Raw genomic sequence first — 26237 nt, forward strand, 5'->3', positions numbered from 1 at the left:
AGAAACATCTTTGAATCAGGCCGTCTGAAATTTTTTCAGACGGCCTTCGGTTTTGGCAGGCATATCTTTGAATAGAGCGACTTTTAAACGAAGCAGCCGATGTCGTTTTCTTTTAAAGATAATCCGTTATAGTGTGAGAAGGTTCAAACCTTTCCTTCAGACGGTTGTTCGACGGGTAAAACGGTTTGATGCAGGCGGTACCAGCCGAACAGTCTTTTCAGGCAGAGAAATGCAACCAACGGGAGGCATAAGGCAGTAATAAGATAACGGGGGTTGTTGAAATTGACTACATTATGGCCGGATATAAGCGATCCGAGTGCCCAAAACCATTCCCATACCGAGGGAACAGTAAAAGCCAATACGGCAATGAGACCGAGTGTTCGGAATATGCCGATGGGCAGGATTTGCCCTTGCAAGACGGTGCGGTTGAGTTGCAGCAGGACAATCAAACCGAAGCCGATGATGAGGATCATGCCGCCGTTGGATAACACTTGCAGGCCGCTGAACGCGATGTCGGGCGTAACGGAATCGGCCGCAGACTGCGACGATTGGTGCAGATTCAGGCTTTGGGAGATATTCAATGCAAGGCCGTACACCATATCGGCCAAGATTATCCAAACGGGAACGGAACTGAACAGACGGTTTAAGATCATTGTATGTTGACTGTGGAATTATCGGTAATTGACGAAAATATCATACCGTATCCGAAGCATATTTGGTAATTTGCCCATGTAAAAACGAAGCGGATGGCGGCAAAATAGGAATCATCTGTTTCATTCTGAAAACATGAATTTTTGTGCAGCAAAAAAATTCCGGCATCCCGTAAAACAGGATTGCCGGTACGAATTTTGCAGAGTAGGCGGGCAAGAATTTGGTTTACATCATAAATGCTGTAATTTTATACCAAAATTTAAATTTTTCAGGTTACAATTTGTTTTTTTATAACAGTATATTCTGCCGGAAAGGATGTCTATGAGTACCTCAAAACGAGATTTAACCCGCATCAGCCACAATACCAAGATTGTGGCAACCTTGGGGCCGGGCAGCAACGATGTACAGTTGCTTGAAGACATGATTCGTGTCGGCGGTTTGAACGTCGTGCGCTTCAACTTCAGCCACGGTACTGCGGAATTTCATCAGGAAAATGCACGGATTGTACGTGAGGCAGCCAAGCGTTCCGGTCAGGAAGTGGCGATTTTGGCAGATTTGCAGGGGCCTAAAATCCGTGTCGGTAAAATTGCCGGCGGCAGCATCCAGTTGAATCAAGGCGAAAAGCTGGTATTGGATGCGGCGTTGGAAGGCGAGGGTACGCGCGAAGCAGTCGGCTTGGATTACCGCGACCTGCCCAACGATGTCAAACCGGGTGATGTGCTTTGGCTCGACGACGGCCTGCTGACTTTGGTGGTGGACGAAGTCAGAGGCAGCGCCATCATCACTACCGTGGTCAACAGCCATGTCTTGAAAAGCAACAAAGGCATCAACAAACCCGGCGGCGGCTTGTCGGCGGGTGCGTTAACCGAAAAAGACTTCCGCGATCTGAAAACCGCCATCGCCATCGGTTGCGATTATCTGGCCTTGAGTTTCGTGAAATCTGCCGAAGATTTGCACCTCGCCCGTGCCAAAGTAGAAGAAGAGATGAAGGGCAGCAATGCCGTCCGTCCGGGCTTGGTATCGAAAATCGAGCGCGTGGAAGCGATTGAAAATCTGGATGAAATCATTTTGGCTTCAGACGGCATCATGGTGGCGCGCGGTGATTTGGCGGTTGAGGTCGGCCACGCTGCCGTGCCTGCGCTGCAAAAACGCATGATCCGACGTGCACGCGAATTGCGCCGCTTCAGCATTACCGCGACACAAATGATGGAAAGCATGATTACCAATCCCGTGCCGACCCGTGCCGAAGTGAGCGACGTGGCCAATGCGGTGCTCGACGGCACCGATGCCGTGATGTGTTCGGCCGAAACCGCAGTCGGTGCGTATCCGTTTGAAACCGTCACTCAAATGGCGATGATTTGTGCGGCGGCGGAAAAAGAGCAAGATTCGCTGAACGGCGTTTCGGAGAAAATTGAAGACAAAGAAGCCGTCAGCACCAACTTGGCGATTGCCGCCGGTGCGGTCAGCGTGGCGCGGGCAGTTCACGCCAAAGCCATTGTGGCCTTGACGGAGAGCGGTTCGACGGCATTCCAAGTCAGTCGTCACAACATCCAATTGCCGATTTTCGCATTGACCCCGAGCATTTCTGCGCAACGCCGCATGGCGATGTACCGCGGCGTGCGCCCGATGATTTTGGCCACCAGTACCGACCACAACACCGCATTGCGTGAAGTGGAGGCAACCTTGATCGAACACAGCATTTTGAAACCGGGCGATCAATACATCATCACCAGCGGCTCGAAAATGCGCGAATCGGGTTCGACCAATATGTTGGAAGTGCTGCAGGTAAAATAAACGTTTATCCCGTAAAAGCAGGCTGTCAAGGCCTGCTTTTTATATGGCATAAAAACCGCACACAGCCATGCAAAGGCAAGGCAATCATAGAAAAAGCTGTTGCTGATGCTCAAGTTATTATAAAATCGAGCAGCTGCACTAACTTTAGCACACGGTCGTTTCAGACGGCCTTTTTTATGTTTGACGATAATAAGATACGAATTATGGAAAAGTCTTTGAAGAAAATCAGTTTGGGCGTTGCCCTTGTTTTTGCCGCTGCGGCCGCGCAAGCCTCGGGGTACCATTTCGGTACACAATCCGTTACCGCGCAGAGCACGGCCAATGCCGCGGCCGCCGAAGCTGCCGATGCGTCCACCATCTTCTACAATCCGGCCGGTTTGGCCGGGCTGGAAACGCACGAAATTACCGCGGCCGTCAATGCCGTGGCACCGCACATCAAATACAGCGATGCACAAGCCACCTACCGCCGCGGCGGTAAAGTAAACGGCGAAACCGGCGGTAAGATTACCGACGATGTCGTCATCGCACCGCATGTTTACGGCGCGTATAAAGTGAATCCCGATGTCACGGTCGGTGTCGGCATGTATGTGCCGTTCGGTTCGTCGACCGAATACAGCAAAGATTCCGTGCTGCGCCATCATTTGAACCAATTGGGCCTGACTTCCATTGCCGTCGAGCCGGTAGTCGCATACCGATTCCATCCGCAACATTCGGTCGGCGTCGGCGCGATTGCCCAATATTCGACCGCCGAGTTGCGCAAATATGCCGACTGGGATGCGACCGGATCGGTAAGCGGCTTGGCAAGCCTTCAGGCTTCGCAGCGTGCGGGCAGACCGGTTCGCATCGATGCCGCCGGCCAAGCCGACGGCCATGCGGAAGTCAAAGGCAAAGACTGGGGCTTCGGCTACCAGTTGGCCTGGCTGTGGGACGTGAACGAACGCGCCCGTGTCGGCGTGAACTACCGTTCGAAAATCAAACACAAGTTGGAAGGCACGGCGGATTGGCAGGCTGACGGTGCGTTGGTTCAGACGGCCTATCCTGCCTTAATCGGCAAACCCCTTGCCGAGGGCGGCAACGGCTATGTGCCGCACGAAAAAGCCTCGGTGAACATCGTTACCCCCGAATCTTTGTCGGTACACGGTATGTACAAAGCTACCGACAAGCTGAACCTGTTCGGCGACGTGACTTGGACGCGTCACAGCCGTTTCAACAAAGCCGAATTGGTATTTGAAAACACCAAAAACATCGGCGGCGGCAAAACTTCCGACCGCACCATCATCACACCCAACTGGCGCAACACCTACAAAGTGGCAGTCGGTGGCTCATACCAATACAGCGAACCCCTGCAACTGCGTGCCGGTATCGCGTTCGACCAAAGCCCGGTCCGCGGTGCGGAAAGCCGTCTGAACACGCTGCCCGACGGCAACCGCATCTGGTATTCGGTCGGTGCGAAATACCAATACCGCAAAAACCATGTATTCGACGTGGCCTACAGCCACATCCACATCAACGATACCGCGTTTAACGCGGCAGCGTCCACCGGCGACAATGTCGACAGCAAAGGTGCGGCAACGGCGAAATTCAACAATTACGCCAATATTTTGGGTGTGCAATACACTTATAAATTCCGTTAAAACGGGATAAGCTAACCCGCTTTGTTTTGCAAACAGGCCGTCTGAAAACCGATGAATCGGTTTCCAGACGGCCTGTTACTTTAATCTAATGCAAAATAAAGGCTAAAACCTTTGAAAATTTGGGGTTAAATTTAAAAATCCATGCCCGTCATTGGCTGCACAACTGAATAACGGCGTTAAGAGAAACGTTAACAGTCGGAAGATTGTGTACGGAAATTTCCACCTGTTTGATGGATTCAAAGCATTAATTGCCGATACGTGTGCGCGAAGCTTCCACGCCGCCTTTGATTTCGCCGTACATTTCCGAGCTGCCGCCGCCGGATATGCCGCCGGCACAGGCTGAGAGCAGTAAAACCAAGCCGACGGTGAAATAAGTTTTCATAATGTTTCCTTTCTCATACAAGGTGATTCTGGCTGAAAGGCCGTCTGAAATTTTCAGACGGCCTTTCGGTTTATTTGGTGTCGCAACGGAAATGGTACGCGCTGATTTCGAAACCGTTTTTGAAGTACAGGCGGTGGGCATTCACGCGGTCTTGGCTGACGTGCACATTCACGTGGATTTTGGTCGCGCCGACTTCGCCGCCGATTCTGCGCACTTCGTCCAACAAACGCGACGCATAACCTTTCAGACGGCTTTGCGGCATGGTAACGATGTCGTCGATGTGGATATGGTGGCCGCTCGCCAGATTGTAGGTTTCGTGGAAACCGACCACGGCAACCGCATTGTGTTTGCCCTCTTCAAAAATGCCCAGCAGACGGTAACCGGCAGGGCGTTGCTGCGTATTGATTTGCTCAACGAAGCGGTTGATGTCGGTCAGGCTGGAGCGCAGCATGCTCAAGGCGGCAAAGGCGGTGGCCGTTTCTTCGGGCATGATTTCGCGCAACACGCTGGTTTCCGCCGCTGCGGCTGCGATTTCGCGCTGGGTTTCGGCAGCGTGTTTTTCTTCGATGGCCTGCGCCAGCATCACTTTTTCGTCCGGTTTGCTGTCTGCGGCCTGCTCTTCCAGCAAAGCCTTGCAGTCGATCACACGCAAATCGTTGTCGGAGGCGAAATCCATCAGGAAGCGGAACATCGGCGGATTGACGGTTTCCAGTTCTTTATCCACCGCCACGCAGCGTACTTTGTCCACCAAAATCGGCCGCACCCATTTCGAATAGGACAAGCGGTTGTCTTTGTCGAACGAGGACAAAATGCCGCACAGGCGTTCCGACCAGTCGCTCGGACGGAAAACCTTGCCTGAACTGGTGGTGCCGTGGATGACGACTTCGTAGGGATTGCAAACTAACATGGTGTTTTCCTGAAAGATTCGTTTCGGCAAATTATAACTGATTCGGCGGCTTTTCTTCAAAATATTGCGCCGGAAAATTTTACAGAATCAATAGGATTACGAAAGGGGATCGGTTTTCAGACAGCCTGTTCCCATCCCGTTGAACGTGTTCGGATGATCGCTGTGGCATTTTTTCAGAATATTTTTGAAAATTTTCTTTTTCCGAAAAAGACGGTTTGTATTTTGAAATTTTTAATTTCATTAAAAACAATTAATTATGTTTTTAATGCGTATATTTTTAAAAAATCCATTTGTAAAGTTGTCAACAATTTATTGAAAATTGTTCAGGATGGGTGTAATGTTTGATTACGTTAAATTGTTGACAATTTTGGAGGAAAAATGAAGAAGATTACGGCGATGATCAAACCCTTTAAATTAGACGATATACGCGAATCGCTCAGCAGCATCGGCGTGCACGGAATGACGGTGAGCGAGGTAAAAGGCTTCGGCCGTCAAAAAGGGCATACGGAGGTGTACCGCGGGGCGGAATATGCGGTGGATTTCCTGCCGAAGGTGAAAGTGGAAATCGTGGCGGAGGACGAACGGGTCGGCCAAATCGTTGACATGATTTTGGAAACGGCGCGCACGGGCAAGGTCGGCGACGGCAAAATTTTTGTCGAAGCGGTCGAGCAGGTCATCCGTATCCGCACCGGCGAAACCGGTAACGAGGCCGTCTGAACATTTCATTGTTTTCAGACGGCATGCAAATCACTGAGAAGAAGAAAAGGACAGAGTATGAAAAAATCGGTATGGATGGCGGGCTTTTTGCCCGCAGGTGCAATGGCGCACAATTTGGATTGGTGGCAGCCTTTCAGCGCCGTCGATTCGGGCGATACGGCCTGGGTAATGACGGCGGCGGCTTTGGTGCTGTTTATGACGCTGCCCGGCCTGGCTTTGTTTTACGGCGGTATGGTGCGCAAGAAAAACCTGCTCTCGACCATGATGCACAGTTTCTCCATCGCCGCCTTAATCAGCGTGTTGTGGGTGGTGGCCGGCTATTCGCTGGCATTTACGCCGGGCAATGCCTTTATCGGCGGCTTCGACCGGTTGTTCCTCAACGGCATGAGCATGGACATGGCCAAAGAAATGGTGACCGTCTCGCCGAATGCCGGCACGGTTCCGGAAACGGTGTTTATGTTTTTCCAAATGACTTTTGCCGTTATTTCCACCGCCATCATCACCGGCGCGTTTGCCGAGCGCATGAAATATTCGGCGATGATGCTGTTTTCCGGCGTATGGTTTCTGCTGGTGTATGTGCCGACGGCGCATTGGGTGTGGGGCGGCGGCTTTATGAGCGAGGGCGGCGTGTTTGATTACGCAGGCGGCACGGTGGTGCACATCAATGCCGGCGTGGCCGGTTTGGTGGCGGCCTTGGTGTTGGGCAAACGGGTGGGCTACGGCCGCGAAGCCATGCCGCCGCACAACATGGCCTTGACCTTGATCGGCGCGGCGATGCTGTGGTTCGGCTGGTTCGGTTTCAATGCCGGTTCGGCGGTGGCGGCCAATGCTTCGGCGGGCATGGCGATGACGGTGACTCAGGTTTCCGCCTCATTCGGCGCCGTTACTTGGCTGATTTGCGAAAAACTGGCCGGACACAAACCTTCCGCACTGGGGCTGGCTTCGGGCGCGGTGGCCGGTCTGGTCGGCATCACGCCGGCGGCGGGCTTTGTGGCCACAGGCGGTGCGATTGTCATCGGCGTGGTCACAGCGGCGGCGTGTTACGTGGCGGTAGCGGTGATCAAGCGCAAACTGGGTTATGACGATTCGCTTGACGCATTCGGCATTCACGGCTTCGGCGGCATTGTCGGGGCAGTGCTGACCGGTTTGGTGTTCGACAACCAAATCTTCGGCGGCGATGCAACCGTCGGTTCGCAAGTGTGGATTCAAACCAAAGATGCGGCCATCACCATCGTTTACAGCGGTGTGATGAGTTGGGTGATTTTGAAAACCGTCGCCAAAATCTGCGGCGGCCTGCGCGTCGATCGCGACACCGAGTGCGAAGGTTTGGATTTGGCCATCCACGGCGAACGTGTCGAGTGATTTGAAATGTGTATAAAGGCCGTCTGAAAATGATTTTTCAGACGGCCTGTGTTTGATGATGTTTCAACCCGAATGCATACGGTTATGCTTTGTCGGAACACAGCCAACCGCACCTAAAAAAATGCCGTCTGAAACTTTTCAGACGGCATTTACATTCCATTTATATCCGCTCCATCACTCTTCTTTCGCGCTCCCCTTAGGCGCAGGCGGTTCAATCTGCTCTTTCCAGCCGCATTCTTTCTGCGGGCAGACTTTTTCCACGCCCCAGCGTTTGGTGGTTTTGATGGTCAATACCGGCCATTGGCATTTCGGGCAGGTTTCGGCCACGGGTGGGTTCCAGGTGGCGTAGTTGCAGTCGGGGTAGGTGCTGCAGCTGTAAAACAGTTTGCCGTAGCGGGATTTGCGCTCGACCAGATGGCCTTTTTTGCATTGCGGGCATTCGACGCCGGTGTCTTTGGGTTTTTCCAACGGCTCGATGTGTTTGCATTTGGGGTAGTTGGCGCAACCGATGAATTTGCTGCCGGTGCGGCTGTATTTGTACACCAGCCCGCCGCCGCATTTGGGGCATTCGCGGCCTTCGAGTTCGGCTTGTTCGGCGGCGTCTTTGGCAGCGCGTTCGGCGGCCTGTTCGGCGGTTTCGCCGATGTTGCGGGTGTAGCCGCATTCGGGGTAGCCGGCGCAGGCGACGAAGCGGCCGTTACGCCCGAACTTGATTTGCAGCTTGTGGTTGCCGCATTGCGGGCAGGTTTCGTCGAGTTCTTCGGTGGTGAATTTGGCGCGTTCGATGCCTTCTTTTTCTTCAACCTGCTTGCTGAAGCCTTTCCAGAAGCCGTCCATCACCGGTATCCATTTGCGTTTGCCGGTGGCGATTTCGTCGAGCTGGTCTTCGAGTTTGGCGGTGAAGTGGTAGTCGACGTATTGGGCGAAGTGTTCGGTCAGGAATTTGTTGACGATGTCGCCGGTATCGGTGGGCATGAAGCGTTTTTGGTCGACGGTAACGTATTCGCGGTCTTTCAGCGTGGAAATGATGCTGGCGTAGGTCGACGGGCGGCCGATGCCGAATTCTTCGAGCGCTTTCACGAGCGTGGCTTCGTTGAAGCGCGGCGGCGGGGTGGTGAAATGCTGTTCGCCGTAAAGGTTGTCGACGGGCAGTTTTTCGCCTTCGGCCATTTCGGGCAGTTTTTTGTTGTCTTCGCCTTCTTCGTTGTCGTCAACGCCTTCTTCGTACACGCTCAAAAAGCCTGCGAAGGTCTGTACTTGGCCGGTGACGCGGAACACGCCGTCGCCCACGGCAATATCGACGGTGGTTTGGTCGAATTTGGCCGGCGACATCTGGCAGGCGACGGTGCGCTGCCAAATCATTTGGTAGAGCTTGAACTGGTCGGCGGTCAGGAACGGCTTCACGCTTTCGGGCGTGCGGTACACGGAAGTCGGACGGATGGCTTCGTGCGCTTCCTGCGCGTTTTTCGATTTGGTTTTGTACTGTTTGGCCGCAGACGGCAGGTAGTCTTTGCCGATTTTGTTTTCGATGTAGTGGCGGATTTCGGTTAAGGCTTCGTCAGACAGGGTGACGCTGTCGGTACGCATATAGGTAATCAGACCGATTGCGCCCTGGCCGACATCGATGCCCTCGTAAAGCTGCTGGGCAGTGCGCATGGTGCGGTCGGTGGTCATGCCCAGTTTGCGCACGGCGTCCTGCTGCATGGTCGATGTGGTAAACGGCGCGGCAGGGTTGCGGCTGCGCTTTTTCTTTTCCACGGCAGACACTTGCGCGTCTTTGCCCTGCAAAGCGGCCAGCACTTCGGCCTGCGAGGTTTCAGACGGCAGCGAAAACTGTTCCAGCTTCTCGCCCTTGTATTGCACCAGTTTGGCGGTGAACTTGCTGCGGCTCTTGTGGCTGTCGAGATGCACCGTCCAATATTCCTGCGCTTCAAACGCACGGATTTCGGCTTCGCGTTCGCAAATCAGACGCAGCGCGGGGCTTTGCACGCGCCCCGCGCTCAAGCCGCGGCGGATTTTTTTCCACAACAGCGGCGACAGGTTGAAGCCGACCAGATAATCCAGCGCACGGCGCGCCTGCTGCGCGTCCACCAAATCGATTTCGATTTCGCGCGGATGGGCGATGGCGTCGAGCACCGCGTTTTTGGTGATTTCGTGGAACACCACGCGCTGCGGCTTGAGGTTTTTCAGGCCGCGCTTGGTTTTCAGGATTTCGTTCAAATGCCACGAAATCGCCTCGCCTTCCCTATCCGGGTCGGTTGCCAGATAAAGGTTTTCGGCCTCTTTCGCCGCCGACACAATCGCATCGACGTGTTTGCTGTTGCGGGCGACAAGCTGGTATTTCATGGCGAAATCGTTTTCGGGATCGACCGCGCCGTTTTTCGGCACCAAATCGCGCACATGGCCGTAGGAAGCCAGAATTTCATAATCCCCGCCGAGGTATTTTTTTAAGGTTTTGGCCTTAGACGGAGATTCGACGATTACAAGGTTTTTAGCCATCGTTACTCTCTTTTGTTTTTGTAAATTTCAGACGGCCTTTTGGATGAAAGGCCGTCTGAAAAAATTAATGCATCACGGCGTTGCCGTTTAATGCCGCCATCAAATCATCGCCGATCAATACCGGCAATTCGCTCTTGTGCGCCCACAACACCAGCAGGGTCAGCACTTTGGCAATGTCCACGGTAATTTCGTCGGCCGGAATGTGCATCAGCGCATGTACCACAATCTCGCGTTGCTCATAGGTAATGGCGTGTTCGGCAATCAGGTAATGCAGCAAACCCATAACTTCCTGAGGCAGCACATCGGCTTCTTCCACGCTGTATATGCGCAAGGCAGTACCGTCAACCGGTTCGGTGGCGAATTCGGAACTGTTGAGCAACACTTCCATCATCATGAGGGTATTGCCGATTTCCATCGCGTCAAAACCGGCGTCTTCGAGCAACTGCCCCAAGTCTTCCGGCGGCGGACAGGCGTCAAAATCCTGAAAGTGTTCGATTAAAAAAGCAATGACTTCGGCCATGCGCGTTCCTTAAGTTATGTTTTAATCCGTTGGTAGCGTCCGCCGGCAAGCGGGGCAATGACGCCGTCGAGTTCGTATTCCAGCAGTCGGGCGTAAACATCCGCCGCTGGCCAGCCCAACGACTCGGCCAAGGTATCGGGATGAACGGCATCGTAACCCATTGCGTTCAGCAAAGCGTCGTCCGTCCCGAGTTCGTATTCAGACGGCCTCGAATCTGTTTTTTCGGCCGCCGGTTTTGCCGCTGCTTCGGGTATTGTTTCCGGCGCGGCGGCAGAGCCTGTTTTTTGATGCTTATATATAGAATATGATGGTAAGGGGGTGTTTTGCAATAGCTGCGGGCATTCTTGCACAATATCGTCCAGACTTTCCACCAGTTTCGCCCCTTCTTTAATCAGCTTGTGGCAGCCCTTGCAGTGCGGGTTGTCAATCGAACCGGGCACAGCCATCACTTCGCGCCCCATTTCGGCAGCGAGCTTGGCGGTAATCAGCGAACCGGACTCTACCGCGGCTTCGACCACCAGAGTCAAACGCGACAAAGCGGCGATCAGGCGGTTGCGGCGCGGGAAATTACCGGCATACGGGCGCGTATCCAACGGAAACTCGCTGATGATTAAGCCGCGCTCGGCAATTTCGTAAGCGAGTTTTTTATTCGACGGCGGATAAATGCGGTCAATACCCGTTCCCCAGACCGCAATGGTACTGCCGTCTGAAAGCAATGCGCCCTGATGTGCGGCGGTATCGATGCCTGCAGCCATCCCCGAAACCACCGGAATGCCCTTTTCGCTTAATGCCATGCCGAAATCGCGGGCAATACGCATGGCCTGGGGTGTGGCATGGCGGCTGCCGACTATCGCGGCGGAGGGCTTGTGCAGCAAATCGGTGTTGCCGCGCAGAAACAGCAACGGCGGCGGCGTAAGGCCTTCGGTCAGCATTTCGGGGAAATCATCGTCTTGCAACAGCATTAAACGGCAATTTTCCGCCTGTTCCCATTTTAACGCCGCCTCCGCCGCAGCCTTGGCCGAATCACGTTTTTCACTGTTTTCCCAAGCGGCCACAGCCTGTTTGTGCCGCACCAGTTTGCCGACGGTTTCAGACGGCGCAGCCAATGCCGCTTCTGCGCTGCCGAAATGTTGCAATAAAATCAAAAAGCTTTCCGCGCCGACATAGGGGGTCAGCGCAAGTTGCAGCCATGCAAAGCGTTCGTTATCGTTCATTCCCGTATCCTGTTTCAGACGGCCTTATTCTGGTCTTGGCCGAATCCCATTATAATAATTTGAGTAATATTTTATTTTGATTATTATACAGCCATACAGGAAAATGCACACAGATGATGAAGGCCGTCTGAAACGTTTCGGCGTTCAGACGGCCTCGGATTATCTGCCATCAGTCTTCGGATTTATCGCTGTTGCGGCGCGAAACGCTGATGCCGAGCTGTTTCAGCTTGCGGTACAGATGCGTGCGCTCCAGGCCCACTTTCTGCGCCACACGGCTCATGTTCTGGTTTTCCTGAGCGATGTGGTATTCGAAATAGCGTCGCTCCAATTCTTCGCGTAATTCCCGCAGCGGCATATTGAAATTGAAGCCGCCCACCATTTCCGACGAAACAGACGGTACATTCTGACCCAACGCCGCCGCCGCTGCCTGCTCCTGCACTTCCTCGCCGTCGGCTGCTTCCAATGCCAGATTTTTTACAACCGTGCGCAATTGCTCGAAATTTCCCGGCCATTCGTATTGACGCAGGACAGCCAACGCGCCGCTGCTGAATTTTACCAACGGGATTTTTTGCGTTTCGGCCAACTCAATCAGAATTTGGTTTACCAGAAACACCATATCGTCAGGCTGGCTGCGCAGCGGTGGCACATTGACGGTAATTTTCGACAACAGCCCGGGCAGTTTGTTATCCGCAGCGGCCGGTGATCCGGCCAATTCTTCCGCCGAACGGCTGCTGGCGGCAACAATGCGTACATTATAGCGGTCGGCTTTGCTCAACAGGAATACGATACCGTTTTGAATGTTTTTGCTGTATTGCGCAATATCGCCCACATAAAGTATGCCGCCGCCGGCTTTTTGCAGCAATTCCAGCGGGGTATCGACGATGTGTTCGATTTTGCCCGGCTCCGCCCAAGGCGTACCGCTTTTATGGAAGTAACGCGCTACCCATTCGAACGGCGAGCCGGCCTCGCCGGTCAGCAAAACCGGACCGCTCTGTTTGGACGCGGCCTCCAGTTTCTGATTCAGTTCCTGAATCACCGGACTGTTGCCCAGCCTGTCTAAAGACAAACCTGCCGCAGCCTGCATTTCACCGTGTTTCAAGGCACGGTCGACGGTGGAAAGCAGCTTTTGCAGGGCAATCGGTTTTTCCAGGAAATCCAATGCGCCGATTTTGGTCGCTTCCACAGCCGTATCAATGCTGGCATGGCCGCTCATCATCACCACCGGCATATTGAGCTGGCCGTTTTTCGCCCATTCTTTCAGCAGGGTAATCCCGTCGCAATCCGGCATCCAGATATCCAGCAAGACCATTGCCGGACGGGTTTGGTGGCGCAATTGGCGCGCTTCTTCGGCATTTTCCGCCAAAGTCACGGTATAACCTTCGTCTTGGAGGATTTCCGACAATAAATCGCGGATACCGACCTCATCATCTACAATTAAAATATCACTGCTGCGCATAAGTTTCTACCAGTTGGGGTAACGCTATTTTGACACATGCACCGCCGTCTGCCTGATTGCTCAGGCTGATACGGCCGCCGTGCTCTTCAATAATTTTCTTCACCACAGGCAAGCCCAAACCCGTACCCGTCGGCTTGTCGGTCACATAAGGCTCGAAAGCCTTATGCAGCATCTCTTTGCTGAAACTTTTACCGTTGTTGCAAACGGTCAAAACGGCTTGTCCGTCGTCACTCAGGGTGGTTTCGATGCTGACCCGGGGGTTCGGGTCACTTTCTGCCGCTTCTGCCGCATTTTTGAAAATATTGTGCAAAACCTGCCGCATCGCGGTGGTATCTGCGTTTATCGATAACGCCATCTTACTGAATTTAGCGGCAAATGTACACGCGCTGCCTTCATACAGCACCAGCACTTCTTCGACCAGACGGTTCAAATCGTGTTTTTCCAAACTCAGCGACGGCGCACGGGCATAATTGCGGAAAGCCTCCACCATTTCTTTCAGTGCGGCCACCTGCTTGACGATGGTGTCGGTTGACCGCGTTAAAATCTGGGCGTGCTGCTCATCCAGCTTGTCATGCAATTTCCATGCCAATCTTTCGGCGGACAGCTGAATCGGTGTCAGCGGGTTGCGGATTTCGTGCGCCAACCGCTTGGCAACCTCTCCCCATGCGGCTTCTTTTTGGGCACGCATCAGCACGGTTACATCGTCAATCACCATGACCAATCCGCTGTCGTTGTCTTCCGGCAAAGGCGTGGCCTTGCCGAGCAGAATCCGCGCATCGTCAGGTGCGGCGTATTCCACCTGCACCGGTTTGTTGGTTGCGACGGTGGCTTCAATCGAAGCGAACACATCGGCCAACAGGCTCTGCTGCGGCGACCGGCCGCGCCAGTCGTGCCAATTACTGCCCCACAGCGGCACCAGCGACACGCCTAAAATATGTTCGGCGGATTTGTTGAACGTTTTCAGACGGCCTTCTGCATCCAAGGTAATCACGCCGGTGGTCAGGCTTTCCAACACGCATTCCAAATAATGGCGGGCGGCTTCCTGCTGCAGGCGGCTTCGTTCGTCGGCATCTTTGGCAATCGCCAGCTGCTGGGTCATGTGGTTGAACAAATGCGTCAGGCGGCCGAATTCGTCGTTGCGGTACACCGGACGCTGCTGGCTGAAATCCCCTTGCGCCACCGCTCTTGCGCCCTCCGCCAGCGACAGAATCGGCTCGACAAAACGGCGGGCAAAATACAAGGCCATCACCAAAGCCAGGAAAATCGCCAACAAAGCCGCCACCAGCAAAGTTACCAGAAAGAAGGTTTGCAGCCCCTGCTTGGCATAGCTCAATTCGGCGTATTTTGCCCGCGCGGCCTCAATCAGCGTCGCATCCTGCGCAACCTTTTGCGGAATCGGCTGGCGGAAGAAAAAGGCGTATTCCTGATTACGGTACGTGCCGAGCGACAACCAGCCTTGCGCATACAGTACATTGCCGATGTTTTCCAAACCGCGCAGAGAACCTGCCTGCTGCAATTGCTCCCTGCCGGCCTTATCGATAGCCGGCAGATTCAGGTTTGACGGATTGATGCTTGTTTCAAAACGGTTTTGGCTGAGATTGTATAAAGCCAATTGGGTAAACTTGCCCGCATCGGAAGCGGCGGCCAGCGCGCTGCCCAAATCATTGCCCAAAGAAGACGCGCCGATTAAATCAATCTGGATCGGCGTGGCATTGCTGACGGCATTGTCCACCGCCAAATCCAAGGCCGATTTGCTCAGATTCAGACTGCGTTCCAACGCTTCTTCGGTATCGTTTCCGAACCAGGAATTAATCGTGCCGTTGATGAATTGCGCGGAGATGCCGAACAAAAACACACTCGGCAGCACCGCCACCAAGGTAAACATCCCCGACAGGCGGCGGGCAATTTGCGAACCGAACACGCCGTTGTTGCTGTCACGCATCAGCAGCAGGACATAGCGCACCAGCACCGCAGCCAACACCAGCATCAGCAGGCCGCACAAGACGATGATCCACCAGAAATAATCGGCAATCCGGCTGCCGCTGTCGGTCGCGACCGTCAGTCCGTAGAGCAGGGCCACTGCCAGCAGAACGGCGGTCAAGAGAAAACGCCGCATGATTTATTCCCGCGTTACCGATAAAGTTTTCCAGCCCGAGTCCAAACTCCAGCTTCGCGAGGTCAGGGCATTGATTTGGAAGGGCTTGGGCAGTTTGGATGTGGACAATTGCAGACGGATTTGCGCTTTGACGTCTTTGGGCTGGCTGCCGCGCAAAGTACCCGTATTCAACACTTTCCAGTTGGCAATCGCACCGATGCCGCGCAAGGCCGATTCCAGCGTGTCGTATTCGGTGGAAAACGTGCCCACCGTCACGCGGTAACGGTTGGTCAGGGGATGGAACGACAGCTTGTAGTTGACCGCGTTGCCGTCGTTCAAAAGCTGTTCCAGCCGGAAACGGTAGGCCGCAATCGTCGGCTCCGACAATTGGTAGGACAAAGAGAAATTCAGCGGCACGCCTTGCCGCAAGGCTTCTTTAAGCTGGTCGGGCAATTCGGTTTTGAAACGGCTGCTGACCGACAGTTGGCCGTTATCCATCAAGCCGGCCTCGGCGCGGGTCACACTGATCCCTTCCGCCGCCGCATGTAGAGATGCGGCCAGCAGAATCGGCAACAGCAATAATTTACTGCTTCTGAATAAGCGCGTAATAAAAGCCATCTTGGTGTTTGTTCGGTAAAAGCACATGCGGTTCCAGCAATCGGGCATCGGCATGGCGGTTAAGGAATTTTTGCAGCTGCTGATCGTTTTCTTCGACAAAAATCGAACATGTCGCCAGCAGCATTCTGCCGTTTTTTGTCAGAGTCTGCCACAATGCGTCCAACAAGGCTTCCTGTTGGCGGGCGGTTTTCGACGCGTCACTCGGGCGGCGCAGCCATTTGATGTCGGGATTGCGCCGCGCCACGCCCGAAGCGGTGCACGGCACATCGGCCAGAACCGCATCGAACTGTCTGCCATCATACCACGCAGCCAAATCCTGCGCATCGGCGCAATGCAGCGAAGCCGCACTCTGAAAACCCAAACGGTCGAGATTGCTTTGCACGCGCGCCAAACGGGTTTCGTCAATATCCAGCGCGGTCACATGACAATCGGCCAATTCCAGCAAATGCCCCGTTTTCCCGCCCGGCGCGGCGCACGCGTCCAAAATCCGTTCGCCGTCTTTCGGGTTCAGCAGATAAGCCGCTTTTTGCGCACCGAAATCCTGCACCGACACCAGGCCGTCTGAAAATCCGGGCAAACGGCTCACCGGCACGGCTTCGTTCAAAGTCACCGCATAATCGTCCAAAGCCTTCGCCTCAATGCCTTCCGCCGCCAATTTCTGCAGATAATCTTCGGCATTGCCGTGGCGTCGGTTGACGCGCAAAGTCATCGGCGGGTGCGATTGCAGCGCGGCGGTGATGTTGTGCCAATGTTTCGGATAATGGTTTTGCAGATACGCCACCCACCATTGCGGCAGGTTGTGTCTGGCGGTGTCGTCGTATTTGCACGCCGCCGCGAGCTTGTCTTTTTCGCGCAGGAAACGGCGCAACACGGCATTGGCAAACGAGCGGTACTGCCCGCGCCCGATACGGCCTATGCTTTCCACCGCCTCGTTCACCACCGCATGGGGCGCATTGCGTGTGTAATGCAGTTGGTACAAAGCCGCCAGCAGCAGGCTTTCAAGCTGCGGATTGTCAATCGGCTTGTTCAACAGTTTGCCGAGCATAAATTTCAGACTGCCCAGATAACGCTGGCAGCCGTAAGCGATGTCTTGCAGCGCGCCGTTCTCCTGCGCGCTCAAATCAGGATGCGCCGCACGGATTGCCGCCAACACGTCTTGCAGGTTCTGCCCCTGCGCCACCGCCGCGATACTGTCGGCCGCCAGCTTCTGCGCCAAAGCCATACTCATAAGGAAACTTTCATTGTCTGATTCATCATTTGTCCACTTTTCTTTTTCAGACGGCCTGATGGATTTGAAGGCCGTCTGAAAAACAGATTTTATCTTTGCGGCGATACAGATTACATATCGCTCAACGATATGCGCTGGTTGCCGTTTTCATCAAAATTGTCATCTGCCAGCCACCGCTCGAAACGCGCTTTGATTTGCGGCCATTCGCCGTCAATCATCGAAAACCACGCCGTATCGCGGCTGCGGCCTTTATACACCATCGCCTGACGGAAAATGCCTTCAAATTGAAAACCCAAACGCAACGCCGCCTTGCGCGACGGTTCGTTCAAAGAGTCGCACTTCCATTCGTAACGGCGGTAACCCAGCGTTTCGAATACATATTTTGCCAGCAGATACTGCGCCTCGGTCGCAACCCTCGTGCGCTTGAGCTTGTCGGAATACACCACCCAGCCCACTTCAATCACGCGGTTGGCCGTGTCAATGCGCATCAAACCCAGCGAACCCTCCGCGCGGTCGGTCGTCGTGTCGATGATGGCGAAAAAATACGGGTCGGCAGATTGCTCATAGCCCGCCAGCAAGACCGTCAATTCATCATGATTGGCCACCGGATTGAGCGACAAATACGCCCAATTCCGCAACGGGCTGTGTTCCGCCGCATACACCTCATACAAATCCGCACCGTGTTTGGCAGCGGAAAGCTTTTCCAAACGGCAAAACCGGCCTTGCAGCAGCATGGCTTCAGGACGGCTGCCGGCGGTGTAACCGGGCAGCGGTTGGCCGACGGGCTGGTTGAATTCGTTCACGGGCATGAGAAGTTCCTTTCGTATCAGTTTTTCAGACGGCCTGACCATGTTTGAGGCCGTCTGAAACCATAGCGGCGCATACTTACCGCCGTTTTACAAAACCGTCCCTGCTTCAATCTTCCGACCTGCCGCGAACGCCTGCACGCTCATGCGTTTGCTGCCGGCAGGTTGCAGCTCGGTAATCTTCAGCGCGTTTTCACCGCATGCGACGATCAGGCCGTCTGAAGCGCAGCTCAATACTTCGCCGGCTCTGCCGCTTTGGTTCGCAACTTCCGCCGCCCAGATTTTCATCGGCTTGCCGTCGAACTCAATCCATGCGGCGGGCACGGGATTGAAGGCGCGGATTTTGCGGGCGATGGTTTCAGCAGATTCGTTCCAATCGATTTTCGCTTCTTCTTTGCTGAGTTTCTGCGCGTAAGTTACGCCCTCTTCGGGCTGCGGCGTGCTGTTCAGACGGCCTTCTGCCTGTAAGCGTTGCAAATCGGCAACAATGGCGGCGGCTCCGATGGCTGTCAGCGCATCGTGCACTTCGTTGGCGGTGTCGGTCGGGGCGATGGCGTAGCGGTGTTCGCTGACGACATTGCCGGTGTCGAGACCGATGTCCATCTGCATGATGCACACGCCCGTTTCGGCATCGCCCGCTTCGATGGCGCGCTGAATCGGCGCGGCTCCGCGCCAGCGCGGCAGCAGCGAGGCGTGGATATTGAGGCAGCCGTGGCGCGGCGTGTCGAGCACGTCTTGCGGCAGAATCAGGCCGTAGGCGGCCACCACCATCACGTCTGCATCCGCGTCTTTGAGCATTTGCAGGGCTTCGGCGTTGTTGCGCAGTTTTTCGGGCTGCTCGACGCGCAAACCCAGTTCCAATGCGGCCTGTTTCACCGGCGATGCTTGCAGCTGCATACCGCGGCCTTTCGGACGGTCGGGCTGGGTCAGCACCAGCGGAATCTCAAATCCTGCGGCGGCAATGGCTTTGAGTGCGGCGGCGGCGAAATCGGGGGTACCGGCAAAAATCACTTTCATGGTTCGGGCTTTCTTTAAAACGGTTTTTCAGACGGCCTTCCGCTTCCGGAGCATACCGGCAGATTTCGGGAAACCGGCAGTCCGTACCTGCCTGACGGCCGAGACGGCAATCGGTTTGCCGGTTAATCCGGGTTTGTCCGAACGTTCAGGCCGTCTGAAAAAAATCAGATAAACGGCTGCTTATTATAGCAACCAAACGGAAAAGGCCGTCTGAAAACTCAGTTTCAATCCTGTCGAAACTGTGTTTTCAGACGGCCTTTTGGTGTCCCGAAAAATGATTTCAGGCCATTCATGCGGCTTGAATGAAAGATTCGTCGTTGCGCATGCACGCTGTTTCAAAATCAAAACGCTCGGCGGCACGACGTTCGGCCACGGTGCGTGCTGCCCGGCTGTTGCCGTGAAACTTGCGCGGATTACCGCACATCCGGCAGGAGCATAGGCACGGCGTGGTGACATGGCGGTTGAGCGGGCCGGTCAGCCTGCCGCTGTCGCGGTCGTAAATGTGGTAGTCGCGGCGGCGTTTGTGTTTCAAACGCGCAATATGGTGGCGGCGCAGGGCGCGTGCGTTCCCGTTCATGTTGTCTGCTATGTCCATTAAATTATTTTCAAGACAAAATGATAAACAAATCAAGGCCGTCTGAAAATGCTGCGTTGCCATGAAAGCAGCTCTTTTTCAGACGGCCTTTTACCGTATCCGTGCTTACATATTGTGTTTCAACCGTTTTTTCAGCTTGGTTTTGATGCGGTTCTGCTTGAGCTGCGACAAGTGTTCGACAAACACTTTGCCCATCAGGTGGTCGAGTTCGTGCTGCACGCAGATGGCCAGCAGGCCGTCGGCTTCGAGCGTGAATTTTTCGCCTTTTTCGTTCAGTGCTTCGACTTTCACGCGCTCGGCGCGGGTGACGGTGTCGTAAATGCCGGGTACCGACAGGCAGCCTTCTTCGTAAGTCGTCTCGCCGTCTTTTTCAATGATGACGGGATTGATGAACACGCGCGGTTCGCTTTTGTCTTCGGTCAGATCCATCACCACCACGCGTTCGTGCACATCAACTTGCGTCGCCGCCAAACCGATGCCGCGCGCTTCGTACATGGTTTCGAACATGTCTTTCACCAATGTTTGGATACGCTCGTCGATTTGCGCCACCGGCTGTGCGACGGTGTGCAGGCGCTCGTCCGGGTATTGGAGGATGTTTAACAGTGCCATTTTTGTCTTCTCAATCGGAAATTAGGAAATTTGTGTATGTAGTTTGATACGCTTTGTCGGGACAACGCCATTATTTCTAGAATGACGGTAACATTCAATGATAAAATAACGTTTTCATGAATGTTGAGTCAGTTTATCGCCGAATAAATATCAATAGGTAAATTCTAACATAACGCCGTCTTTTGCGCTTATTGTTATTTTCAAACCGAAACGTCTGCTCTTTTATTCAACCAAACTGATGACAAACCGCATTGTTTCAAGGGGAACGCTTATGCAAAAACACCTTATCGCCCTGCTGTGCATGGCAGGCGTGGCCATTTCGGCCCAAACCCATGCAGCATCATTGAAAGTGCGTCCGAACGCGCCGCAACGCTATGTCGTCAAACAGGGCGACACCTTGTGGGGCATTTCGGGCAAATATCTCTACAGCCCGTGGCAGTGGAGCCGTCTGTGGGGCGCAAACCGCAGCGAAATCGGCAATCCGCACCTGATTTATCCGGGGCAGGTTTTGGTTTTGCGCTACGTCAACGGCCAGCCGCGTTTGGGCTTCGAAGGCTCGGGCACGGATTCAGACGGCATTCCGACCATCAAACTCAGCCCGCGCATCCGCGAAACATCCGGCTACGGCATTCCGACCGTCAACGTCAATTTCTACCGCCTGTTCATGAAACATCCTCAGGTCATCGACCAGATGCAGACGCAAACCGCGCCCAAGCTGATTGACGGCCCCGACAGCCGCCTGCTCTACACCAAGGGCAACCGCGTGTACGCTTACGGCATTACCGAACCCGGCCGCTACCTGGTTTACCGTGCGCGCAAAGACATTACCGATCCCGTAACGAAAAAATTCCTGGGTCAGGAAGTGGCGTTCAGCGGCATCGTCAGCACGCTGCCGTACACCAACAGCGCACTTGACGCGGCTTCCGAAGAAGATACGCGCTATCTGAAAGAAGGCGAATACTACACCCGCAACCATCCGCTGATTAAAGTGCCGACGCAAACCGCCCAGCCGATGGTGGTTGAAGAAGCCGTATCGGAAATCCGCAAAGGCGATTTTCTGTTGAAGCTCAACGGCGAAACCGACAGCTTCCAAATGATGCCGCACGAGCCGGCACAGCCCGTCGACGGTAAAATTGTCTCTATTTTCGACGGCGTGAGCGAAGCGGGGCAGTTCCAAACCATCACCATCAATAAAGGCGAGGCCGACGGCATCGACAAAGGTACGGTGGTCAGCCTCTATAAACGCAGCCGCCAAACCAAGGTTGATTTGGAAAGCGGCGAAAACGGCCGCAAGAGCGTGGTGAAATATGTTTCCATCCCGGCGGAAGAAGTCGGCTTAGCGATGGTGTACCGCACCAGCCAAAACCTGTCTTCGGCCATTATTTTGGAAAGCCTGACCAACGTTAATATCGGCGATACGGTTTCCAATCCGGGCCGCGACCTCGACAACATGGCGGATGACAAACCCCATGTGCGCAACGAGCCGCAGGATTCGCACGATACCGAATACAATCAGTACAACATCCACAGCAACATCAATAAATAAACCCTGATGTCCGCATAAAGCAATGCCGTCTGAAAATTTTTCAGACGGCATTTGTTTTTCGAAAAGCTTGAGATGCAGAAAATCCTAGTATTGTTTATAGGCGTTTAAAATAGAAATCAAGGCGAGGCGGCAGCGGCTGCCGTGTGCATCCGGTACATCAGGGAACCGGCAACGCTGTATTATTTTAAGCGACTATATAATTTTCCTTTTGCTCAAATACCCGTTTGGGGATTTCTGAGTGTTGTCAAATATGTACCGGCTGGCGCGGTATCCAGGCAGCCTCACATAACCATGCCGTCTGAAAATATTTTTCAGACGGCCTCAAAACAGATTGCCTAATCCACTTTAAACGGTAAAAACGACAAATCCATGATATACGCTTTCGGATTCGACCAATCGACTTTAACCGTTACCGTGTCTTTCAGGTACGGCTGCGGGTCGGTGGTCATCGGCGGGCTGACGAATTGCTGCATTCTGCCGTTTTCGGGATTGGGGGCAAGGGCGATGATTTCGTATTTGTCTTTCGGATTGTCGCTGCTGCCGCCGTTCCAATGCCGCACTTCCTGCACCGCCGCCTGAATCTCCACGCCGTGCGCCTGAGCCTGCCGTCCGCCGTCATATTTCGGCCACAATACAAAATAAATCAGCGCGGCAAACACCAGCGTCATGATGCCGGTAATCGGATTGGGGGCAATAAACGTAATCAGCAATAATACGACCGTGACCGCCACGGCGATAATAATCGTGGTCAAACTCATCATTTGGCGTCTCCTAAAATATTTCAGACGGCCTCGATGTCTGCCGAGGCCGTCTGAAAGAGCATAATTTGTTTCAAGGTCAATGTATAGCGCAAGGGTTAAATCAATACAGTAATTTCTTGCGCGGCTTGTCTTCCCGGATTTCAACCTGATTGAGCAGGCCCAAATCCAATACGGATTCCGAGGCGCAGGCATCGCCGAAAGTGTTTTCGCAATCAATCCGTATCCGCACCAGGCCGCTGAATTCCTGGTTCGGCAAATCGGCGGCCAACACGCGGCTGTCGGCGAAAATACCGCCGTAGGTTTCGCCCGAAGCCAGCCGGTCGATGCCTTCGGCAACGGCAGGAAGCTGCGTCATGGCTTTGGCCACGGTATGCGCAGACGGATTGTCCGACATCACTTCGACGCGCATCTTGACCTTTTCCGCCATTCCTTTGCCGTAATTGCGCAACGCCAACACCAGCATTTCCGGCTTGTCTTCCACGCGGTGAACCGCCGCATGGATAACCGGATGCACGCTTTCCTTATGAATCAGGGTCTCCCGATACAGCATCTCGCGCCGTTGGTCGGCACGCACCGACATGACCGCATAAACCAGCCAAATCAGGGCGACGGCGGCAATGGCAATCAGCGTCAGCGGCAGATCGGCCAGATAGTCCTGCGGATTGAACCACAAACAGGCGGTGAAGAAACCGGCGAAGAAAATCAGCACATGTAAAATCGGCGCAAATCGGCGTTGGAAAGATGAATTCATGGTGTTCCCGTCACAATATTCAAAAGGCCGTCTGAAAAATAACCTTGATTTTCAGACGGCCTTATTCTAACAGATTATCCGGTTATGATTTAAGCATTTATGCCATACGGTCGGATTTCGGAACAATTGAATCGGCTTCGGCAAGCCACTTACGCTTCGGCCACCGATTCGCGCGAGAAGGTTTTTTCGCAATAATGGCACTTCAGGCGGGTTTGCCCGTTTTGCGTGCGCACATAAAAACGGCTCTTCACCGGTTCGCCGTGGCTGGCGCAATTGGTGTTCGGGCAGCGGAACACTTCGCTGATTTCAGACGGCATGGTCAGACGGCGTTTGGACACGACTTTGAAATCCTCGATGACGTTCACCACCGCCTCAGGTGCAAACAGAGCCAAACGGTCGGCGGCGGCGGCATCCAGCCATACGCCGGTAATTTTGATGATGTCTTTGCTGCCCTGCGTTTTGCTCGGCAGGTTAAAACCCACCGTGACCGCGCTGCCGTAATGCAGCAGCTTGAACTGGCGCAGAATCGCCAAACCTTTGCCGGCAGGGATGTGGTCGATGACCGTGCCGTTTTGAATCGCTTCGACGCTGTACTGTTTCTTTTCCATTTCGCGCTCCTCAGACTTCTTCGTTCAACACCAGCGACAACATCGCCATGCGCGCATACACGCCGTTGGTGGCCTGCTCGAAATAATATGCATGCGGCGTGGCATCGACATTCGGATGGATTTCATCGACGCGCGGCAAAGGATGCAGCACGCGCATATTCGGTTTGGCATTGGTCAGCATGGCCGCGTCCAAATTGAATTTGCCCTGAATCTTGGCGAACTCCTGCTCGTCGAAACGCTCGCGCTGCACGCGGGTCATGTAGAGAATGTCCGCCCATTCCGCCGCAGCTTCGAGACTGTCGAACGTCTGCCATGCGCAACCGGCCTCGTCCAATTCTTCGGTAATGTATTCCGGCATCGCCAGGCTCGGCGGCGACACAAACGCAAATTCGCAACCCCAGCGTTTCAAGGCCTGGCACAGCGAATGCACGGTGCGGCCGTATTTCAAATCGCCGCACATGGCGACTTTCAGGTTATTCAGACGGCCTTGGGTTTCGAAAATCGTCACCAAATCCAGCAGCGTCTGGCTCGGGTGCTGGTTGGTGCCGTCGCCCGCATTAATCACGGGAACGGACGAAAATTCCGCCGCCACGCGTGCCGCGCCGTCTTTGGGGTGGCGTTGGATAATCGCGTCGGTGTAGCTGGAAATAATGCGCGCCGTGTCCGCCAGCGTTTCGCCTTTTTTCGCGCTGGTGTTCGCGCCGTCGGCAAAGCCGATGATTTTGCCGCCCAAACGCTGCACGGCGGTTTCAAACGACAGCCGCGTGCGCGTCGACGGCTCGAAAAAGCACGAACCGATTAATTTGCCTTCCAGCAGATCGCTGCGCGGCTCGGCTTTGAGTTTTAAGGCGGTGTTGAGCAGCAATTCCAGCTGCGGCGTGGTCAGATCGGCGATGGAAATGACGTTTTGACGGTAAAGCGGATTGGGCATGGGATTTCCTTTTTCCAATGTCAAGACAGGCGGAACCATTATCTGCGCATCACGTTCGGCAGCACGAAACACCCATAAAAAAACCCGCCGTGCGGGAAGATGGAAACAGTCGGGCAGCCGCCGAAGGCAGCAGTCGCAAAACGGTAAAATGAAAGCAGGGTGTTCATGACGCACCGTTTACATACACATGGTTCAGACGGCCTTATTATCGCATATCCCCGGTCTGTCTGCACAGATTCGCCGCTGTTTTTTAAGCCGTTTTTTCAGACGGCCTGATTCAAATCAAACAGGCCGTCTGAAACATTTCTTTAGCGGACATCAGCCATTTTCTTCTATAATCGGCTTTTATCGTGTTCAAATAAGGAAAAACGATGCAGCGTTTTCTGTCCTATGCGATTGCCGCCTCCCTCATACTCGCCGCCTGCTCGGAGGATGCCGCCAAATCCTATACCGACAGCGAAGAATTCTACACCGGCTTCCGCCAAGGCTTTATCGAAAGCAGCACGAAATCCTGTCTGGAAAGTGCCGGAGCGCAAACCGCCGAAATCAAAGCCTTATGCGAATGCGCGAGCCTGAAACTGGCCGATTCGGTTACGCGCGAGGAAATGAAGAACGCGTCTGTCGGCACGCCGCTGACGAATATTGAAGCACGCACCCGGGCTGCGGTAAACGCCTGCGGTCAAACGAAATCTGCCCAATAACATAACAGGCCGCCTGAAAATTTTTCAGACGGCCTTTGCCTTACAGCTTATTTAAATCCGCGCTCGGTTTTGAAGTCCGACAAAATCCGGTTCATTTCCGGCTCGAACAGCGCAATATATTTATCTGATAAGCCTCGGCTGGCACTGGGGTGGGGCAGGCAGACTACTTCACAGCGTTCAAAGGATTGGAAACGGACTTTGAAACGCGTTCCGTCAGATGCTTTCTGTTCAACCTTTAACGGTGCGGTTTGCTCGCCGACAATCTGTTTAAAGCGCGGCAATACATCGCGGTGATTCAGGTAATCCGTCAGTCTGCTGCCCATGAAGAGAATCACTTTCGGGCGCAGTTTTTCGATATGGTAGAGAAAATTCTCGATGTGTTCGGGCTGGATAAATTTGTTTTTGTTGTCGATGTGGTTGCCCTGAGTGGCTGCCCAATTGGTCAGTACGATGGATTTTTCAAATGCACCGCCCAAATCGTTTTCATCTAAGGGGTGTCCCCACAGTTCGAACCATTTTTTAACCGCATTGTCGTAACGCCACTTTTTCGCCTGTTCGCCGTAATGACGGGCTCTGTTGGCGAAAGTATGCTCAGTTTCGGTTTCGGGCTGATGAAGCTCTCCTGCCTCATAAGCCGCTTCATCGGCTTTGCTCCAGCCCCACTCGTAGCCGCAAATCATCAAACCGTTTTGATCGTTATAGCCTTGAAACAGGCTGTTGCCTAAGTTTAAATCTGACATGATGTTCCCTTTACCATAAATGTAAAACCAATTGGCCAAATGCAGCCAAGATGAGCTATTCTATTTGTCATGCGCTTGCCTAGCCAGTGTCCAAA

26 protein-coding genes are annotated in these 26237 nt (G+C 53.9%); 6 read left to right on the top strand and 20 right to left on the bottom strand.

Features of this window, described 5'->3' with window-relative positions:
- Positions 1 to 143 precede the first annotated feature (143 nt).
- Complete coding sequence (locus ACM67E_RS00440) at positions 144 to 653, bottom strand: hypothetical protein (protein WP_416191719.1); 510 nt, start codon at positions 651 to 653, stop codon at positions 144 to 146.
- Between the two features lie 319 nt (positions 654 to 972).
- Between ACM67E_RS00440 and pyk the strand changes: the two genes are divergently transcribed.
- Positions 973 to 2445 carry a pyruvate kinase gene (gene pyk / locus ACM67E_RS00445; RefSeq protein WP_416191720.1) on the top strand — a complete coding sequence of 491 codons (1473 nt, stop codon included), beginning with the start codon at positions 973 to 975 and terminating at the stop codon, positions 2443 to 2445.
- 203 nt (positions 2446 to 2648) lie between these two features.
- Entirely contained in the window at positions 2649 to 4079 is a 1431-nt protein-coding gene (locus ACM67E_RS00450) for an OmpP1/FadL family transporter (protein WP_416191721.1), read from the top strand.
- Between the two features lie 244 nt (positions 4080 to 4323).
- Here ACM67E_RS00450 and ACM67E_RS00455 read toward each other — a convergent pair whose 3' ends face one another.
- Positions 4324 to 4461 (bottom strand): hypothetical protein, encoded by a 138-nt coding sequence (locus tag ACM67E_RS00455; RefSeq protein ID WP_416191722.1) that lies wholly within the window; start codon positions 4459 to 4461, stop codon positions 4324 to 4326.
- Positions 4462 to 4531: 70 nt separating this feature from the next.
- Complete coding sequence (locus ACM67E_RS00460; RefSeq protein ID WP_416191723.1) at positions 4532 to 5368, bottom strand: GNAT family N-acetyltransferase; 837 nt, start codon at positions 5366 to 5368, stop codon at positions 4532 to 4534.
- Positions 5369 to 5746: 378 nt separating this feature from the next.
- On the opposite strand from ACM67E_RS00460, the gene ACM67E_RS00465 reads away from it, so the two are divergent.
- Complete coding sequence (locus tag ACM67E_RS00465; RefSeq protein WP_416191724.1) at positions 5747 to 6085, top strand: P-II family nitrogen regulator; 339 nt, start codon at positions 5747 to 5749, stop codon at positions 6083 to 6085.
- A gap of 57 nt (positions 6086 to 6142) precedes the next feature.
- The gene (locus tag ACM67E_RS00470; RefSeq protein ID WP_416191725.1) at positions 6143 to 7447 is read left to right on the top strand and encodes an ammonium transporter; all 1305 of its coding nucleotides are present in this window, start codon (positions 6143 to 6145) and stop codon (positions 7445 to 7447) included.
- Between the two features lie 174 nt (positions 7448 to 7621).
- On the opposite strand, the gene topA is transcribed toward ACM67E_RS00470, so the two are convergent.
- The 11 genes from topA to def all read right to left on the bottom strand — a co-directional run bounded on the left by topA (position 7622) and on the right by def (position 20104).
- Positions 7622 to 9946 (bottom strand): type I DNA topoisomerase, encoded by a 2325-nt coding sequence (topA, locus tag ACM67E_RS00475; protein WP_416191726.1) that lies wholly within the window; start codon positions 9944 to 9946, stop codon positions 7622 to 7624.
- 64 nt (positions 9947 to 10010) lie between these two features.
- The gene (locus tag ACM67E_RS00480) at positions 10011 to 10466 is read right to left on the bottom strand and encodes a DUF494 family protein (protein WP_416191727.1); all 456 of its coding nucleotides are present in this window, start codon (positions 10464 to 10466) and stop codon (positions 10011 to 10013) included.
- A gap of 14 nt (positions 10467 to 10480) precedes the next feature.
- Positions 10481 to 11680, bottom strand: coding sequence for a DNA-processing protein DprA (gene dprA / locus ACM67E_RS00485; RefSeq protein ID WP_416191728.1), 1200 nt, complete (start codon positions 11678 to 11680; stop codon positions 10481 to 10483).
- Positions 11681 to 11849: 169 nt separating this feature from the next.
- Positions 11850 to 13136: a sigma-54-dependent transcriptional regulator gene (locus ACM67E_RS00490; protein ID WP_416191729.1), complete on the bottom strand. Its 1287-nt coding sequence runs from the start codon at positions 13134 to 13136 to the stop codon at positions 11850 to 11852.
- The gene (locus tag ACM67E_RS00495) at positions 13123 to 15252 is read right to left on the bottom strand and encodes an ATP-binding protein (RefSeq protein WP_416191730.1); all 2130 of its coding nucleotides are present in this window, start codon (positions 15250 to 15252) and stop codon (positions 13123 to 13125) included. The genes ACM67E_RS00490 and ACM67E_RS00495 overlap by 14 nt, the downstream gene beginning before the upstream one ends.
- Before the next feature lie 3 nt (positions 15253 to 15255).
- Positions 15256 to 15849: a DUF4390 domain-containing protein gene (locus tag ACM67E_RS00500; protein ID WP_416191731.1), complete on the bottom strand. Its 594-nt coding sequence runs from the start codon at positions 15847 to 15849 to the stop codon at positions 15256 to 15258.
- On the bottom strand, positions 15815 to 17077 hold the full coding sequence (gene rsmB / locus ACM67E_RS00505) for a 16S rRNA (cytosine(967)-C(5))-methyltransferase RsmB (RefSeq protein ID WP_416191732.1): 1263 nt from the start codon (positions 17075 to 17077) through the stop codon (positions 15815 to 15817). Before rsmB ends, ACM67E_RS00500 begins: the two co-directional genes overlap by 35 nt.
- Before the next feature lie 110 nt (positions 17078 to 17187).
- Positions 17188 to 17886 (bottom strand): GNAT family N-acetyltransferase, encoded by a 699-nt coding sequence (locus ACM67E_RS00510; RefSeq protein ID WP_416191733.1) that lies wholly within the window; start codon positions 17884 to 17886, stop codon positions 17188 to 17190.
- An 87-nt stretch (positions 17887 to 17973) separates the two neighbouring features.
- Positions 17974 to 18900 (bottom strand): methionyl-tRNA formyltransferase, encoded by a 927-nt coding sequence (gene fmt / locus ACM67E_RS00515; RefSeq protein WP_416191734.1) that lies wholly within the window; start codon positions 18898 to 18900, stop codon positions 17974 to 17976.
- Positions 18901 to 19189: 289 nt separating this feature from the next.
- The gene (locus ACM67E_RS00520; protein ID WP_416191735.1) at positions 19190 to 19477 is read right to left on the bottom strand and encodes a hypothetical protein; all 288 of its coding nucleotides are present in this window, start codon (positions 19475 to 19477) and stop codon (positions 19190 to 19192) included.
- A 123-nt stretch (positions 19478 to 19600) separates the two neighbouring features.
- Positions 19601 to 20104: a peptide deformylase gene (def, locus tag ACM67E_RS00525; RefSeq protein ID WP_416191736.1), complete on the bottom strand. Its 504-nt coding sequence runs from the start codon at positions 20102 to 20104 to the stop codon at positions 19601 to 19603.
- 271 nt (positions 20105 to 20375) lie between these two features.
- Between def and ACM67E_RS00530 the strand changes: the two genes are divergently transcribed.
- A complete protein-coding gene (locus ACM67E_RS00530; RefSeq protein ID WP_416191737.1) occupies positions 20376 to 21650 on the top strand; it encodes a LysM peptidoglycan-binding domain-containing protein in 1275 nt (424 codons plus the stop codon).
- 335 nt (positions 21651 to 21985) lie between these two features.
- Here the strand turns inward: ACM67E_RS00530 and ACM67E_RS00535 are convergent, their stop codons facing one another.
- From ACM67E_RS00535 to ACM67E_RS00555, 5 genes are all read right to left on the bottom strand, one after another.
- Positions 21986 to 22411, bottom strand: a complete 426-nt coding sequence (locus ACM67E_RS00535; RefSeq protein WP_416191738.1) for a hypothetical protein — start codon at positions 22409 to 22411, stop codon at positions 21986 to 21988.
- A gap of 100 nt (positions 22412 to 22511) precedes the next feature.
- Complete coding sequence (locus ACM67E_RS00540; RefSeq protein WP_416191739.1) at positions 22512 to 23162, bottom strand: hypothetical protein; 651 nt, start codon at positions 23160 to 23162, stop codon at positions 22512 to 22514.
- 149 nt (positions 23163 to 23311) lie between these two features.
- On the bottom strand, positions 23312 to 23770 hold the full coding sequence (gene pyrI, locus ACM67E_RS00545) for an aspartate carbamoyltransferase regulatory subunit (protein WP_416191740.1): 459 nt from the start codon (positions 23768 to 23770) through the stop codon (positions 23312 to 23314).
- A gap of 10 nt (positions 23771 to 23780) precedes the next feature.
- Positions 23781 to 24701 carry an aspartate carbamoyltransferase gene (gene pyrB / locus ACM67E_RS00550; RefSeq protein WP_416191741.1) on the bottom strand — a complete coding sequence of 307 codons (921 nt, stop codon included), beginning with the start codon at positions 24699 to 24701 and terminating at the stop codon, positions 23781 to 23783.
- Positions 24702 to 24739: 38 nt separating this feature from the next.
- Positions 24740 to 24868, bottom strand: a complete 129-nt coding sequence (locus tag ACM67E_RS00555; protein WP_416191742.1) for a hypothetical protein — start codon at positions 24866 to 24868, stop codon at positions 24740 to 24742.
- 204 nt (positions 24869 to 25072) lie between these two features.
- Here ACM67E_RS00555 and ACM67E_RS00560 point away from each other — a divergent pair, with 204 nt between their 5' ends.
- The gene (locus tag ACM67E_RS00560; protein ID WP_416191743.1) at positions 25073 to 25402 is read left to right on the top strand and encodes a hypothetical protein; all 330 of its coding nucleotides are present in this window, start codon (positions 25073 to 25075) and stop codon (positions 25400 to 25402) included.
- Between the two features lie 47 nt (positions 25403 to 25449).
- On the opposite strand, the gene ACM67E_RS00565 is transcribed toward ACM67E_RS00560, so the two are convergent.
- Complete coding sequence (locus tag ACM67E_RS00565; RefSeq protein ID WP_416192703.1) at positions 25450 to 26145, bottom strand: hypothetical protein; 696 nt, start codon at positions 26143 to 26145, stop codon at positions 25450 to 25452.
- Between the last annotated feature and the right edge of the window lie 92 nt (positions 26146 to 26237).

It is taken from the genome of Neisseria sp. CCUG12390, assembly GCF_047837985.1.
GTDB lineage: Bacteria > Pseudomonadota > Gammaproteobacteria > Burkholderiales > Neisseriaceae > Neisseria.